This window comes from Salinivibrio sp. ML198, from assembly GCF_001996015.1.
Lineage (GTDB): Bacteria > Pseudomonadota > Gammaproteobacteria > Enterobacterales > Vibrionaceae > Salinivibrio > Salinivibrio siamensis.
Genome location: NZ_MUEZ01000005.1, coordinates 46,798 through 62,621 on the forward strand (window position 1 = coordinate 46,798; position 15,824 = coordinate 62,621).

At 48.5% G+C, this 15,824-nt stretch carries 15 protein-coding genes; 6 read left to right on the top strand and 9 right to left on the bottom strand.

The window, feature by feature from the left end:
* Positions 1 to 21: 21 nt before the first annotated feature.
* From BZG25_RS04585 to BZG25_RS04595, 3 genes are read right to left on the bottom strand one after another with little or no spacing between them, the layout of a single operon-like run.
* On the bottom strand, positions 22 to 483 hold the full coding sequence (locus BZG25_RS04585) for a thioesterase family protein (RefSeq protein WP_046073671.1): 462 nt from the start codon (positions 481 to 483) through the stop codon (positions 22 to 24).
* Positions 483 to 1,439, bottom strand: a complete 957-nt coding sequence (locus BZG25_RS04590) for an L-carnitine dehydrogenase (protein WP_077638591.1) — start codon at positions 1,437 to 1,439, stop codon at positions 483 to 485. Before BZG25_RS04590 ends, BZG25_RS04585 begins: the two co-directional genes overlap by 1 nt.
* Positions 1,436 to 2,347, bottom strand: coding sequence for a 3-keto-5-aminohexanoate cleavage protein (locus BZG25_RS04595; protein ID WP_077638592.1), 912 nt, complete (start codon positions 2,345 to 2,347; stop codon positions 1,436 to 1,438). Before BZG25_RS04595 ends, BZG25_RS04590 begins: the two co-directional genes overlap by 4 nt.
* Positions 2,348 to 2,516: 169 nt before the next feature.
* On the opposite strand from BZG25_RS04595, the gene BZG25_RS04600 reads away from it, so the two are divergent.
* From BZG25_RS04600 to BZG25_RS04610, 3 genes are all read left to right on the top strand, one after another.
* Positions 2,517 to 2,822: an addiction module antidote protein gene (locus BZG25_RS04600; RefSeq protein ID WP_077638593.1), complete on the top strand. Its 306-nt coding sequence runs from the start codon at positions 2,517 to 2,519 to the stop codon at positions 2,820 to 2,822.
* Between the two features lie 611 nt (positions 2,823 to 3,433).
* A complete protein-coding gene (locus BZG25_RS04605) occupies positions 3,434 to 5,671 on the top strand; it encodes a retron Eco8 family effector endonuclease (protein WP_077638594.1) in 2,238 nt (745 codons plus the stop codon).
* A gap of 136 nt (positions 5,672 to 5,807) precedes the next feature.
* Positions 5,808 to 6,983 (top strand): reverse transcriptase family protein, encoded by a 1,176-nt coding sequence (locus BZG25_RS04610; protein WP_077638595.1) that lies wholly within the window; start codon positions 5,808 to 5,810, stop codon positions 6,981 to 6,983.
* A gap of 426 nt (positions 6,984 to 7,409) precedes the next feature.
* Here BZG25_RS04610 and BZG25_RS04615 read toward each other — a convergent pair whose 3' ends face one another.
* From BZG25_RS04615 to BZG25_RS04630, 4 genes are read right to left on the bottom strand one after another with little or no spacing between them, the layout of a single operon-like run.
* Entirely contained in the window at positions 7,410 to 7,832 is a 423-nt protein-coding gene (locus tag BZG25_RS04615; protein WP_077638596.1) for a CBS domain-containing protein, read from the bottom strand.
* On the bottom strand, positions 7,829 to 8,179 hold the full coding sequence (locus BZG25_RS04620; protein WP_025674528.1) for a P-II family nitrogen regulator: 351 nt from the start codon (positions 8,177 to 8,179) through the stop codon (positions 7,829 to 7,831). Before BZG25_RS04620 ends, BZG25_RS04615 begins: the two co-directional genes overlap by 4 nt.
* A 9-nt stretch (positions 8,180 to 8,188) precedes the next feature.
* On the bottom strand, positions 8,189 to 8,971 hold the full coding sequence (locus tag BZG25_RS04625; RefSeq protein WP_069361068.1) for a DUF1538 domain-containing protein: 783 nt from the start codon (positions 8,969 to 8,971) through the stop codon (positions 8,189 to 8,191).
* Positions 8,968 to 9,693 carry a DUF1538 domain-containing protein gene (locus BZG25_RS04630; protein WP_077638597.1) on the bottom strand — a complete coding sequence of 242 codons (726 nt, stop codon included), beginning with the start codon at positions 9,691 to 9,693 and terminating at the stop codon, positions 8,968 to 8,970. Before BZG25_RS04630 ends, BZG25_RS04625 begins: the two co-directional genes overlap by 4 nt.
* Before the next feature lie 226 nt (positions 9,694 to 9,919).
* On the opposite strand from BZG25_RS04630, the gene BZG25_RS04635 reads away from it, so the two are divergent.
* Complete coding sequence (locus tag BZG25_RS04635; RefSeq protein WP_077638598.1) at positions 9,920 to 10,816, top strand: TIGR01777 family oxidoreductase; 897 nt, start codon at positions 9,920 to 9,922, stop codon at positions 10,814 to 10,816.
* Positions 10,817 to 10,936: 120 nt separating this feature from the next.
* On the opposite strand, the gene BZG25_RS04640 is transcribed toward BZG25_RS04635, so the two are convergent.
* Positions 10,937 to 13,378: an ABC transporter permease gene (locus BZG25_RS04640; protein WP_077638599.1), complete on the bottom strand. Its 2,442-nt coding sequence runs from the start codon at positions 13,376 to 13,378 to the stop codon at positions 10,937 to 10,939.
* Entirely contained in the window at positions 13,368 to 14,054 is a 687-nt protein-coding gene (locus BZG25_RS04645) for an ABC transporter ATP-binding protein (protein WP_077479687.1), read from the bottom strand. Before BZG25_RS04645 ends, BZG25_RS04640 begins: the two co-directional genes overlap by 11 nt.
* Between BZG25_RS04645 and tesA the strand changes: the two genes are divergently transcribed.
* Entirely contained in the window at positions 14,053 to 14,667 is a 615-nt protein-coding gene (gene tesA / locus BZG25_RS04650) for a multifunctional acyl-CoA thioesterase I/protease I/lysophospholipase L1 (protein ID WP_077638600.1), read from the top strand. The two genes, BZG25_RS04645 and tesA, sit on opposite strands and share 2 nt — an antisense overlap.
* Positions 14,664 to 15,524 carry an SDR family oxidoreductase gene (locus BZG25_RS04655; protein WP_241828649.1) on the top strand — a complete coding sequence of 287 codons (861 nt, stop codon included), beginning with the start codon at positions 14,664 to 14,666 and terminating at the stop codon, positions 15,522 to 15,524. The genes tesA and BZG25_RS04655 overlap by 4 nt, the downstream gene beginning before the upstream one ends.
* Positions 15,525 to 15,824: the final 300 nt, after the last annotated feature.

The window sequence follows — 15,824 nt, forward strand, 5'->3', positions numbered from 1 at the left end:
ACCATCTCGGTGACGACGCGCTCACTGCCTACTGGGTAGGCCGATGCGACGCCCAGCAAGCTGGGGCCACTCATTGTCGGATGCGGCAGGCAGCCGCTCAATCAAGCTGGCGACAGCATCCGGAAACGGCGCGGGGCGACCGGTTTGCGTATCGATGCCCATCAGCATCTGCTCGCTGGTGGCCAGCACCTCACCTTGGCTATCACACATTTGCATAAACACGTGCAGGCGCTTTTGATCACGCGCTAACACAGTCACGTCGACTACCAAGGTCTGACCTTGATGCGCCTCACGTCGGTAACACAAATGGGTTTCTAGGGTATAAATGGTATAGCCATGCTGGGTGCGGCCGGCGTCATCCAAGCCAATAGTGGCCATTAGCGCATCGACACCCAGCGAGAACACGCGCGCGTACTCGGCATCGTTCATGTGCCCGTTATAATCGACCCATTCGGGGGCGACGTCTATCGTTAACAGTGCCATTAGATGCGTCCTTCCAAACCTTCAGCCTCTGGCCAGTACTTCTGCGCCAAGTCTAAAAGCTCGACCAAAAACGCATCACGGCGACGGTCTAGCTCAGAAACAGGACGACCCGCGGCTTGGTGTTCACAGCCTTCGACCACTTTATCAATCAGCTCATCGGTGAGCTCAGGCGCTTCGAGTTTGGTCCACGGCAGTTTTAGCGCCGGGCCGAACTGCTCTAGCATATGGCGCATGCCCTGCTCGCCACCGGCCAGATGGAAAGTTAAGAAAGTGCCCATCAGTGACCAACGCAAGCCACAGCCATAAACCACTGCCGCATCAATCTCTTCGGTGGTAGCCACCCCATCGTTAACCAGGTGCAAGGCTTCACGCCACAGCGCTTCCATCAAGCGGTCAGCAATATGCCCCTCGATTTCGCGCTTAACCACCAAGGGACGCATTGCCAGCGCTTGGTAAAGTGCATGGGCGCAGTCAATATGATCCGATTGAGTGGCTTCGCCGCCGACTAGTTCGACTAGCGGCAGCAAGTACACCGGATTGAATGGATGCGCCACCATCACCCGCCCTGGGTGGTTATGGCAATCCGTCTGCAGCTCAGTGGGTTTAAAGCCAGAGGTCGATGAGCCAATAATCGCGCTTGGCGCCGCGGCAGCATCAATTGCCGCCAAGGTCTCACGCTTAATATCGATGCGCTCCGGCACATTCTCTTGAACTAGATCGGCCTCTTTCACCGCCTGCTCAAGGCTATCGACAAAGGTTAACCGGGCAGGATCTGCGCCGTCGGCGAGCCCCAGCTTTTCTAACGATGGCCAGGCATTGGCCACAAAGGCACGGGTGCGAGTGGGCGCTTGTGGGTCAGGGTCATAGGCAACCACGTCCCAACCTTGCGCCAAGGCACGTGCAATCCAACCATTACCAATCACACCGGTGCCGATGACCGCTAACTGCTTGCTCATTGGTCACCTCCTTCAACCGGCTTACCCGTCTTAGGGTCAACCAGTTTCAGCGCGGCGCGCGTTTGTGCGGGTGTCATAATACGACCGCCAAGGTTTTCAATGATGGTGCTTGCCTTTTCTACCAAGCCGCCGTTGGTCGCCATCACTCCTTTTTCTAAATAGAGGTTATCTTCCAAGCCCACGCGCGCATGACCACCCAGCAACATGGCTTGCGCCACCATCGGCATCTGATGGCGACCAATTCCAAACGCCGCCCAGTTGGCGTTTTCAGGCAGCTTATTGCGCATGGCCAACATGGTTTCGGTGTCCGCTTCTGCGCCCCATGGAATGCCTAAGCACAGCTGAAACAGCGGATCGCCCTCGAGCAAGCCTTCTTTTTGTAGCTGACGCGCAAACCACACGTGGCCTAAGTCAAAGCACTCCAGCTCTGCTTTCACGCCCGCGGCCTGCACCATACGGGCTTGCTCACGTAGCCAGTCGGCGGTGTTAATGTACACCATGTCGCCAAAATTCAGGCTGCCGCAATCTAAGGTGCACAGCTCAGGCAATAGCTCGCCCACTGGCGCATGACGCTCGGCTGGGGTTTGCATATCGGTGCCCGGGCCACCACGGCTTGGGTCTTGGGCGTCCGGCATCCAATCACCGCCGCCACCGCCGGTGATGTTCATAACAATATCGACGTCTGATTCGCGAACGCGCTCCATCACCTCACGGAAGTGATCAATGTTGTGGCTAATGCCGCCTGTTTCAGGGTCACGCACGTGAATATGAGCGACACTGGCACCAGCACGCGCCGCTTCAATACAGTTGTCGGCAATCTGTTTTGGCGTGATTGGCACATTAGGGTTTTTGCCCGTGGTATCGCCCGCACCGGTGACGGCGCAGGTAAGAATGACGCTGCGATTCATGTTCGGCCTCTTGTCGCTTGATTAAACTGGCCACAGTGTGTCGGGAATACCGCGTCATAACTTGACACTAGGCGACATAAAAAAAGCAAAAAGAGACATTATGAGTTATTGGCAGGCTGGTGGAATGGCGCAAATCACGGTAGAGCGCTAAACGTGATAGCGGTTACCGATGATAACGGCCCCCCCATTTGACCCAGCAGCATTCTTGAACAACCAAGAAGCACTTCAAGCTTACTTAGACGAAGCGGTGCAAACGGGCGATCCCGCATTTATCGCCGACGCTCTGGGTGTGGTCGCTCGTGCTAAGGGAATTACAGATATCGCTAAGCAAACCGGTCTTTCACGAGAAACGCTCTACCGCACACTCAGCCAAAAAGGCAATCCGAACCTTAAGACACTGATGGCGATTGTGGATGCGTTAGGAGTCGAGTTAAGGCTTGGTGATTTTAAGGCACTAAAGTCACAGTGGCGATAGCGGCGCTGCTGTTGGCAATGGTTGAATTTCACTACGGTCGGTACACAGTTGAAGAAGATCTCCTTACGCTAGATAATGGGGGCTATTCGGAGGACGGTCACCCTCGTAATGCAGCCTTCATCGCCTTGCAGTCGGATAGCTTGGAAGACTGGAAACAATAGAAGGGTTATCGCCGACGCTCTGTCAGAAACAAGCATGCCTCGATATAGAAAACTACTCAGCCCTCAGCTGACACTGCGTGACTACGATGCCCACATTGGCGAAGTATTGGTCAACGTGAGAGCAATGAACAAAGTCAAAAGAATCGGTATACCTACCAGTTACAAAGTTGAAAGACAAAGTTAATTCATCTAATATCACAATATTAGGTTACTAATTTAATCGACAACTCCGCCTCCAGTTGCTAATTTTTTCACTTAGCTTAGCTCGTGATCTGTAACTCGTTTTGAGATCTGTATGGCCGGATCACGACACTAGTGACTAACTCTATGGTTTAAGAAACAATAGCGAGACAACAGTATTTTTTCTGTGCGTAAGTATCAGTTAAAGACAGTGTTTAAACTGTGATTTATTTTCTGTAAGAAAAATTTTAAATATAGGGAAAAGTAAAGGTGGCACTTAAGTCTGTAAGAATTACAAACATACTTTCCTTTGAGGATTGTACTATAACTGATTTTAGTGACTTCAACTGCATTATCGGAAAAAATAATGTTGGCAAGTCAAACTTTCTAAGAATATTAGAGTTTTTTTACTCAAGCTTAAAGAACGAGCCAGTTGTACCATTGCCTCTAAGATCTAATTATTCCAGCACTGGAAAAATAACTATAACATATGACACAACCAGGCTAGAAGAAGTAATAAGAAACACAAAAAATAAAAGTGATTATCAAAAACACATATATAGCTCTCTATTTAAAGATGATAGCTTCTATTTTATTTCTGAAAGAAAAAAAAGAAAAGAGTTCAGACTAACACTTACAATTAATAGCAATGGCTCTATAAACTGGTCGGATAAAGACAAAAATGTAAGAAAGATAATAAACAGGATATATCCATTATTTTCAATAGATGTAAGAAAAATGGACCTGTATGACTGGGAAAAACTTTGGAAAACAGTTAGTCAACTCAAGTTTTTAAATACAAAATCTCTTAAAACAAAACAAATAATAGATTTTTTTGATGAAAAAGTATCCCCAAAAAGCAACGCATATAAAGATTATGTAAAAATCATTGAAGATCTGACTCAAGCTTCTCCGTATAACTATCAAGACATGATTCTTAACTATATAAAAGTTGGGCTGCACGGGCACAAATTTAACATAGATGGCTTTGAATTAAAAACACAATCTGATGGGACAAACTCACATAGATTCATTGAGCTCTTTCTTTCATTAATTATCACTCTTACAAGAAGAGAATACATCACCCCTATTGTATACATTGACGAGCCAGAATTAGGATTACACCCCAAGCTAAATGAAAAACTAATATACAACCTACATAATATATATATCAACCTAAAAAAACAAACAAATAAAAAAACGCTAGGTAAATACGCAACACCTTATCCAACAATATTGATGACCACACACTCACCTAACATTCTTAAGTCCGTCATAAAACAGTTTAAAAATCATAATGAGCATAGTGTTTTTCATTTCGGGCTGGAATCAAGAAAGACCACTATTTCACTATTAAACACAAAATTTAAAGACAAAAGATTTCTAAATGTATTCAGCGATAATGAAGCTAGATTATATTTTAGCGACTTTATATTGTTTGTCGAAGGCGAAACCGAATTAGAATTATTTGGAAATATGAGCCTAATAGAAAAATATAGCTTTTTAAACAAGGTGGATGTTTACAAGACAAATGAAGTAATGCTCCGCGCCATTAGTCCTAGAAAATCCAAAGCTTCCATTCCATACTTAAATATTTATGATGCAGATAAGATGTTGAGCTACAGCTTTAATGATAAAAAAATCAAACTCAACAAGAAAGAAGTCAATCTGCATGAATTAAAAGATAGGTACAAATATATTACATACACCTCCCCACTTTACCCTATAAAAAAGACGTTAAAGTCCATTCTTGCAATCAATGAACGTTCTGTTTCTGTCAACAACAAGGGGACTGATTTTTCTAAATTATCCTACCTTTCACTTATAAAAAAATGCAACAGTGTGTTATTGAAAGCTGATAGAATACATATAGCCCCATCTACAATTGAAGAAACTTTGATCTGTAAAGAGTCTAGGAAAATAGTTATTCGATGGTTAATCAGCCAAACAGAAGAACTAGCCGAAGGCACTCTAATGATTGGTGGTGAAGGAGATATAAATAAAAAGCTGGATGGATTCAGAAAAAGATTTAAAAAAGAAAATATTGATTTTACTTTCAATAATGTTTTCACAGGAAATGAGTACAATGGTGATTTATCAGATAGTAATAAGTGTTTTATCAAAAAACTTCTTATTATCAACTTGAAAAAGGTTCTGAGGCAATTCTACAGTAAACATAACGAACTTAATCAAAACGATCAGGTGGCAGTCCTACGTCTTGCACTAAATGGTAAGACTCACACGTTATGCAGTAAGAAGTCAAAACATTATGAGACTGCTATTAGCCATGAAATCAGACATGCTGTTAATGTTCTCACAGAACAATGTTTAAAAAAACTACCTACACAGTTTGGGAAAACTGGGGGTTGGGTCACATCCTTCTTAAACTTTGCAATAGCAGAGCTTGATAACACGTCAACTTCTGATGATGAGTTTCGTGATAAATTTTCTTGCCACTTTCCACACCTGGATGATATACTGGAAAAGATTTCAGAATCGATAGTTTAGAGAGTGTTTGTTCGCAAATTCGATATTTTTATATCCTAGTCTCAATATTGTCTAAATGGTGTGCACCTTTCAAATGTGTACTTTTAATACACGACAAGTTCGTGAAAAGATGAATTAGTATCTATATGGAATCAAAATGAAAAGTTACACTGTTAACAGTTCTGTTTTGTCCGTTCTTGAGGAGTGTACTCTTTTCGATAAAGGGAGTGGCTTAAAGCCACTCCCTCCTACTCAATTCAAAGAAACCAAAATTGGGAATAAATTTATTTATATCCCTTCAGGATCAGAAAGAAAAACCATTAACTATATACATGAAAGCCTAAATAAAAATTTATTTAGTCGAATACCTATAAATCAATCAGCTACTGCTTATTCCAAAGGGAAATCTTACTTAAACTTTCTTGAGCCTCATCGGAATAACTACTATTTCTTAAGATTAGATCTTAAAAATTTCTTTCATTTCATTAATGGAGATACAATAAAAAATGCCATATCAGAACATGTATCGTCATCTGCAATAATGGATGGATGCATTCAGTCTAATCTAGATTTCATAGTAAAAGCTTTAACGATAACACTACCAAAAGAATCTAAAAACAAAGAGTTTTCAGAAAAAACAATTTTGCCCATTGGTTTTAAATCATCTCCTATCGTTTCTAATATAGTATTTAGAAAGCTAGATATTATAATAGAAAAATTCTGCTCTGAAAACAATATTACTTATACACGTTATGCGGACGATATGTTGTTTTCAAGTTCAACTACTAGAGATGAAAATTATCGTGAAAGGACTCTCGTTGCGAGTTTATTCGAAAAAAAGGATAAAGTTCCATTTTTACATTCAGATAAATTCATTGAGAAAATTTCTTTCATAGTTAACATAGATGGATTTAAGATAAACAGAAGAAAGACAGTGAAATCTAAGAAATATCTTTCACTTAATGGGTATATAATATCAGGCTCAGACTATCCTTACCTAAGCGGCAGCATAAGAGTATCTAATAAGAAAACGAAAATAATATCAAAAATGATACATGAGTGCAATAAGAGCAATGATGATATATTGATATATAAATCCATCTTTGGGTCTGATCCATCAAAAATAAAATTCCAGTATAAGCCCAAAGAGTCTTTTTTAATTAAATATTGTCGCTCCCAGGTACTCAATAAACTAGTTGGTTACCGTTCATATTTAATATCAATATTAAAATTCAACACAGATTACTTATGTATAGATAGAGGATTTATTAAAAAGTGTGAACATTTAATAAGAGAACTAGAGCCTCTGATAGAATCTAGAATTGATAAATAACCAACCATATTTTTTGCATTTTCTTGGTTGAGTCGTTTTTACTGATATATTATTTTATTTGTTCACAACAGAAAAAGCAGTGGCTCTAGATTTAATCACATCCAAACAAATCAATTAACTTACATTATACCTATAGAAAAGAGACATCTCTATTTTATTACACTTAAAATCAGTAAAATGATTGCTTAATTATTTAATTTATACCTAAATTTTCATTACGCTAGTGTTACTATGGGTCAATCATAAGTTCCCCTCCTCCACTCACCATCGGTCAACGTGAAAGCGATCAACAAATTCATAATATTCGGTATGCCTGTTAGTTACCGAGTTGAGCGACGGGAGTAATCCCATTGGGACCAGTGCGTGAAGTGAATTATTTGATCAACAACGCCCCTCCACTCCGTTAAGCCCCCTTTACTCCTATCCCTAATCCTTCCTATCCTGACTCTCTACTTCTTCGGCGAGCATGCCGTAAATGACGATTAGGTTATAACTGACCATGCCGAGGACTTGGCCGTTTTCGATAACAGGAGCGCGGCTGATGCCGAAGCGTTCGAATAAGCGGGCGCAGTATTTCACATTCATATTGGGGGAGACGCTAAGCGCGGGTTTGGTCATAATTTCATAAACATTCACCCGTGATGGGGCGCGGTTTTTGGCGAGCACTTTTTTGGCAATGTCGTTCATTAACACAATGCCGAATTCGTCATGCTCATCGCGTTTATTGACGATAATCGCTTTCACTTCTTGTTCGCGTGCAATGCGGATCGCTTCTTCGACCGTGGTGAGCCCATCAATACACACAGCATGGGCATGCATCACATCTCTTACCGTTTTATGTTGTTTCATAACTCGTCCTTCACCACTTCGGTTAATTCTCGCATTTGGTGGGCCACGCCCACGGCATCTTCCACATCTATTTGCACCGCAATGCCACTGCCGGAGGTGGCATCGAACTCGCCTACATCATTAATGGTTTCGAGTATGGTGCGCGCTAAGTGCTCTTCCACCAGGAAGATAGCTACGTCTCGCTGCACATCCAGCGTCAGCCCTAAAAAGGTTTTCTTTTTCACCAAGCCTTCGCCACGCGCGTTGTTAATAATGGTTGCACCGGTGGCGCCGGCTTGTCTGGCGGCATCGAGCACCGCGTCGGTTTTGGCATCTTCAATAAACGCCATGATTAATTTGAACCGCATAGGCTCTCCTTACGATGAACGCTGTGCGTGCTTTTTCTGTAAATAGGCTGTGATTTGGGCATAGCCCATCACGGTGATCATCGGAAACAAACTGGCAAACGCAATTAAGCCAAACCCATCGAGCATCGGGTTTCTTCCCGGTACGGTAGAGGCTAGCCCCAACCCCAGCGCTGTCACCAAAGGCACGGTCACGGTTGAGGTGGTCACCCCGCCAGAATCATAGGCCAAAGGCACGATAAACGGCGGGGCAAAATAGGTTTGGATCACCACCACCACATAGCCGGTGATGATGTAGTAATGAAGTGGATCGCCCACCACAATGCGATAGCACCCCAAGGCAATCCCCATTGCCACCCCGAGCGCCACCGAGGCCCGCAAGCCGTTCACCCGAATCGCCCCGCCCGAAACTTTGGCCGCTTTGATCGCTACCGCGATTAATGAGGGCTCAGCCACTGTGGTACTAAAACCAATCGCCGCGGCAAACAGATACACCCAGTAGTAGGCTTGCCAGTTAATCTCGCCGCCGGCTTTAAGCGCTGCGCCAACAAAATCGGGAGCGGTCAGCTGCTCGGCCATCGACGAACCGAGCGGGAATAGCGCCAGCTCCAGCCCCATTAAAAACAGGCTTAAGCCCAAGATGACATAGAAAAAACCGAGAAAGATCCGTTTGGGGTTGTTGAGCGCTTTGCGCAATACAAACAGCTGAAAGCCAAAGATGATCGCGATAATCGGGATCACATCGCGCACGGTGGAGAAAAAGGTGTCGAGAAACAAAGTGAGTGGATTGTTCATGCCACCACCATGCCGTAGGCCATCACGAAGATCATCGGTGACAAGGAAGCAAAGGCAATCAAACCAAAGCCATCCACCATGGGGTTGCGCCCTTTAATCACGGTCGCCAGCCCCACGCCGAGCGCGGTGACCAATGGCACTGTAATGGTCGAGGTGGTCACCCCACCCGAGTCATAGGCAATGCCGATAATACTCGGCGGCGCCACCATGGTCATCGCTACCACCAGCAAATAACCGCCAATAATTAAACGGTGGATCGGCCAACCTTTCATAATCCTCACCACACCCAGCACAATCGCAAACCCAACCGAGAGCGCCACCGTGATCCTAAGGCCGTTAGCATAGCTGTCTTTGGCTGCCTCAGTGGTGTTTATCATCCCGCCATTGGCCGCCACATCTGCCGCTTCCGCCGCCACCGCAGTAAGTGCGGGTTCGGCAATGGTGGTGCCAAAGCCGAGCAAAAACGCGAACGCAATCAACCAGCCTAAACTGCCTTTGTGGGCCAGCGAATGCGCCATGGATTCGCCAATCGGGAATAATCCCATGTCTAAGCCATATACAAATAAGGTCAGCCCCACCACCACCAGCACCAAGCCAAAGGTGATGGAGATCCAGTTAGGCAGCGGTTGTTGCAGGACAATCACCTGAAAAAAGCCAATCACTAGGATGATGGGTAACAGATCGCGAAAGCTTCCTAGCAATGATTTGAATAACGCTTGCATGTAGGCGACATGACTCCCTGCGTAGTAAAATGAAAAACACACCTTTTATGTGCCTATTTATGTTAGCACTCCCAATTTGGCGTGCGAGGGGTAGAAGAGAAAACTGCGCGATCAAACCGATTTTGGTTGCGGTACGTAACAGGATACAAAGCAATCACTTGCGCTAAGTCTAAAACCCTCTTAGCGTTATCTATATCACCCATTACTCGACGTTAGGACATCAGGCATGAAACTCTTAATCACTGGCGGCACTGGCCTGATTGGTCAGGCGTTAATTCCTCGCTTGCTGACCGAGCATCAGGTCACTGTGTTATCGCGCTCCAAGCAAAAGGTCACCCAGTGCTTTGGCGATAAAGTCACGCCGTTAGAGCGCCTTGATGACCTCCCTCACCTGAATGATATTGATGCGGTTATTAATTTGGCGGGCGAGCCGATTGCCGACAAACGCTGGAGTGAGCAGCAAAAAGGGATCATCTGCACCAGCCGCTGGGGATTAACGGAAAAACTGGTGGAGAAAATCCATGCCAGCAGCACGCCACCTCACACCTTTATTAGCGGCTCGGCGGTGGGCTATTACGGCGATCAGCAAGATCGCAGCTTTGATGAAACCTTGGTGGTTCATGCCGATGATTTTGCCCAGCATGTGTGTCATCAATGGGAAAAGATTGCCTTGAAAGGCGCCTCGCAACACACACGGGTGTGCTTGCTGCGCACCGGCGTGGTGTTAAGCGGTGAGGGTGGCGCGCTTAAACGGATGATGCTGCCGTATAAACTCGGGCTAGGCGGCCCCATTGGTAAAGGCCAGCAGTATATGCCGTGGATCCATATAGATGATATGGTCGGCGCGATTATCCACCTGCTCAACACTCCTGAGCTCAAAGGGCCGTTTAACTGCACCGCGCCAGAGCCGGTCACCAATAAACGCTTTAGCCAGGCGCTGGCCAGTGCCTTAAAACGCCCACACGTGTTCTTTGTCCCTACTCTGGCGATTAAAACCATGATGGGTGAAGCCTCGCACTTGCTGCTCGATAGCCAACGCGCCCTGCCCCATGCGTTGGAGGACGCGGGCTTTGAGTTCCAGCACCCTAAGGTGGAAGAAGCGATGCAGTCTTTGTTCAAGTAGTGGCTTTTGCCTTTTGCACAAGCGGTGTTGCTAGCTAGACGTTTTACACAAAAAAGCGGGTATCAACTTTCTTGATACCCGCTTTGTTATGTGTGAAACGAGAATGCTTACCGCCTCGTGTTAACGCCGTTGTGGGTCAATCAGTTTGCGCAGCATCGAGGCGACCGTGACAAACACCAGCGCTACCGCCAACACCGGCAATACCGCCCAAAGCTCAGGGTGCAGGCGTACCTCCATTTCAAAGCCCCATTTCAGCAGGCCGACCATCGCCGCTTCTGCGCCCAGCACCGCCATCAGGCCAGACACAAAGGCCATCACGCCATATTCGCTCCATAAGGTGCGCTGAATACGGGTGCGGCTCGCGCCCAAGGTGCGATAGAGGTTTATCTCCTGCTGACGCTCGCTCAAGCTGATACGCAGCAAGGTAAGCAGCAGTAACAGGCCGCTGATCACCGCCAGACCCGCTAATACCGAGAGCGACAAGCCAATTTGACGCAAAATCGATTGAATGCGGCTGCTCATGGTGCGCAAGTCAAGCAGCGTGACGGTCGGGTACTCCCGCGCCAAGCGATTGAGCAACGGCGTTTGCGATTCATCGAGCCTGAAGCTCACCAGCCAGTTAGCCGGTTTGTCGGCGAGCGTCTCGCGGTCGAAAATAAAGTAGAAGTTAGGCCGCATATTGCGCCACTCTACCTCACGAATCGAGTTCACCGTGGCGGTAAAGTCTTGGCCGGTGACGCTAAAGGTCAGGCTGTCGCCTATCTCAATCTCCAAGCGCTCGGCAATGTCGGCCTCCACCGACACACCATTCTCGGTTGGCCAGTCTCCGGCAATCACCTCATTGTGCGACGGCAAACTGTCTCGCCAAGTGAAATTAAGCTCGCGGCGCAAGGCCTCGTCCGCTTCATCACGCTCGGCTTCATCGGTTGGGATCTGGTAACGCTCACCGTTTTTGCCCACCAGCCGGCCACGCACGATTGGGTAGGCATCAGAGCGCATCAAGCTGGCGTCGTCGAGTTCACCCACATAGTCTTGCTGCTCACTCGGGGCGATATTCAGCGCAAACACATTGGGCGCATCGGGCGGCAGCATCCGTCCCCAATCAGCGAGCAAGTCAGTGCGCAGCAGCCAGATAATGGCCAAGAGCATAAAGGAGATCGCCAGCGCCCCTAACTGCACGCTGCTAGCCAGTTTATTGCGGGTAATTCGGCTTAATGCGAGCTTGACCGACGGCGCGCGCACCCGTGATTTCACCAACCTAAGCAGGCCTAACCCTGCCAGTGCCAGCAAGACGATCATCACCGCCATCGCCCCCAGCACTGTCCATAGCAAGGTGTTGTCAAACGCCCACAGCGCAAGCGCCCCTACCGGTATCGCAATCAAGACAGCTGCAGTGCCGCGACGGCGACGTCCGCTGGTAGCCTGCGATTGCACCGCCGCTAACGCGGGGGCATCCAGTAATTTAAGCAGCGGCACACCCAAGGCAGGCAACGCCACCAAAAGCGCGACGCCGGGCGCAAGCACCCAAGGCACCCAGCCATAGCTTGGCAGCGGGGAAGGCAGCACATCGGTCAGCGGTAAGCGCAATAGCACTTCAAGCGTGTACCCCGCAGCCAAGCCCACGGCGGTGGCAAGGACAAACAATAAGGTTAACTGCCGTGCCAGCCAGCGTCGCACCCATTGGTGGCTGGCGCCGAGGCTTTTTAGCATCGCCACCAAATCCGCGCGGCTTTTAGCATAGTGCTGACAGGTTAAGGTTAAGGTGGCCGCGGCCATCACAATCACCAGCACCACGGTTAACGATAGATACTGGCGGCTGCGATCCAGCATATCGCCAGTGCGATCAGAGGTGTTTTCATCCACCCAGCGCTCACCATCTTGCAGCGTGTAGCTGGCTTTAGCCGCGCTTAGGCTGGGCTCGTCACCGGTTAAAAAGTAGCGATAGCGCACCCGACTGCCTTCGCGCACCACGCCCGCAGCCGGCACATCGGCTCGGTGCATCATCACCGCAGGCATTTGGCTAAAGGGGTTAAACGACAGTTCCGGCTCGGCGGCCAAGGTGCCGCTGACATTGAGATCGAGGTTACCAATCGAGACGGTATCGCCGGGTTTGACATCCAGCAAACTAAACACCCGCTCGGAGAGCCATAGCTCACCGGGTTGAATGCGTCGGTCACCGCCAATCGCTTGACCGTTTTGCTCCAACACCAAGTCGCCGCGTAGCGGATAAAGGCTGTCCACCGCTTTCACGCTCACCAGCTGCATGTTTTGCTCGCTGAACGCCATGGTGCCAAAGCGGGTTTGGGCAGATACCGTGGCACCGGCTTGTTTAAACGCCTCAATTTGTTCGGTGTTAAGCGCCTGACGAGTACGCAGCACGGTATCGGCGGCAATCAGATTACGCCCTTGCTGGGTGAGCACGTTTTCAATGCGATCGGCCAATGCCGACAGCGCAAACACACAGGTGATGATCAGTGCCAGCGCCACAGCCACTGGCCAAATTTGCCCGTGTAACAGTTCGCGCCACGCCCAGCGATTGAGTAGTCCGTTTTTACTCGCCATTCACTCGCTCCTGTAGTTTGCCGCTGTCCATCATCAAGGTACGCTGACAACGCTTTGCCAGCGCCGGATCGTGGGTGACCAATACCAAGGTGGTGCCATGCTTTTCGTTCAGTTCAAACAATAAATCGATGATGGTCGCCGCGGTTTTTTGGTCAAGGTTGCCGGTCGGCTCATCGGCAAACAGCACTTGTGGGCGAATAATAAACGCACGCGCCAAGGCCACCCGTTGTTGCTCCCCGCCAGAGAGTTGCGACGGCAAATGGCTTTCGCGCCCTTGCAAACCCACCGAGGCCAGCAGTTGCTTGGCGCGGGTTTCGTCTTCTTCCTCACCGCGAATGGTGAGCGGCAGCATCACGTTCTCAAGCGCGTTCAGTGACGGCACCAGTAAAAAGCTTTGGAACACAAACCCCACCGATTCAGCCCGCAGCGCCGCGCGCGCATCTTCATCCAAGGTGGAAAGCTTGTGGCCGAGGAGATCGACCTCGCCTTCACTGGGCGTATCTAGTCCTGCAAGCAAGGTCATTAAGGTGGATTTTCCTGCGCCGGACACGCCCATCAATGCAATCGACTCGCCTGCCTCGATTTGTAGCGAGACATCCTGCAGAATGGTAAGCGGCTGTTCGCGTGTCACGACATGTTTTGCAATTTTTTCGGCTCGAATAACAGGAGAGGCCATGTTACGCATCCTTACTTTGTTGTGTTTTTTGTGGGTGAGCAGTGCCAATGCACAAACGCTCCTTGTTCTTGGTGACAGCTTAAGCGCTGGCTACCAAATGGCGGCTGAACAAGCCTGGCCTGCTAAGCTACCGCGCGCACTCAACGACCATGATGTCGAGGTTGAAGTGATTAACGCTAGCATTTCCGGCGATACCACCGCCAATGGCCTGCAGCGTCTGCCGCAATTATTAGAACGCCACGAGCCCGAATGGGTGCTGATTGAACTCGGCGGCAATGATGGCCTACGCGGTTGGCCATTTAATCGTATACGAGACAACCTTAAGCAATTGATCACTCAAACCCGCGCAGCCGATGCCACGCCGTTGTTGGTGCAAATTCAAATCCCGCCTAATTATGGTCAGCGCTATGCACAAGGATTTGCTGATATTTATCCTACACTGGCAGAGCAAACACAAACCCCCTTGCTGCCCTTTTTTATGGAGACTGTGATCCAAAAGCCTGAATGGATGCGTGACGATGGCATTCACCCGATGCCCGCCGCACAAGCTTGGATTGCCGATTTTATGGCGGAAAAACTCGCGCCTTATTTGTCTGGTGCGACTCAATCATGAACGGGGATCTTATGGACGCTGCCTCACCGCTCAATAACGCCATTTTAATCACCGGCTGCTCCACCGGCATCGGCTATGCCTGCGCCAAAGCCTTGCATGAGCAAGGGCACACGGTGATCGCCAGTTGCCGAAAGCCTGACGATGTCAGCCGGTTACAGCAAGAAGGCTTAACCTGTATTCAATTGGATGTATCAGACACGACCAGCATCAACCAAGCGGTCAACACAATCGAGCAAATGACAGGTGGCAAACTCTTTGCGCTGTTTAATAACGGTGCTTATGGCCAACCCGGCGCACTGGAAGATTTGCCCACCGATGCCTTACGCGCCCAGTTTGAGACCAATGTGTTTGGTTGGCACCATTTAACCCAAGCCTTGTTGCCGATGCTGCTCAATTACGGCGAGGGACGCATTGTGCAAAATAGCTCGGTGCTGGGTATCGTGGCATTGAAATATCGTGGCGCCTATAACGCCAGCAAGTTTGCGCTCGAAGGCTGGACCGATACCTTGCGTTTAGAGCTGAGCGATACGCCGATTAAGGTGAGTTTGATTGAGCCAGGTCCGATTGAAACCGCGTTTCGTGCCAATGCGCTCAGCGCCTTTAAACACTGGGTCGACCCCAATAAAAGCCGTCATCAGCAGGCCTACCAAGCCCAACTTGACCGCCTCGCGGCGGACGAAGGCGGCAACAAATATACCCTGCCCGCCGACGCGCTTGTCGCACCATTGACGCATGCGTTGTTCTCGCCTCGCCCCAAAATACGTTATCGCGTGACCCAACCGACAGTGTGGATGGCAACCCTCAAACGGCTCCTTCCCAGTCGTTGGCTCGATCGGGTATTGCTCAAAGGCGGGTGATGCAACAGCGAAAAAATCGCCAAAAAAGCGTGGCTGCTGTCGCATTTGTCATACTTTTGTCACAGACGGGCGCTAATCTCATCATCATTGGTGGACAACATCTGTTGGATCAATCCTCACCGATAAAGCAACACCCTCGATAACAATCATAAAGGAGCCGGCTGATGACCTTACATCAATTGAACTGGCTCTGCTTGAGCGTCGCTTTGTGCGTGGTGCTCGTGTTGTAACTCGCACTTGCTTTGTAATGACTTCGCTTGCAGACCGACGAAACAGGCCACTTTCGGGTGGCTTTTTCGT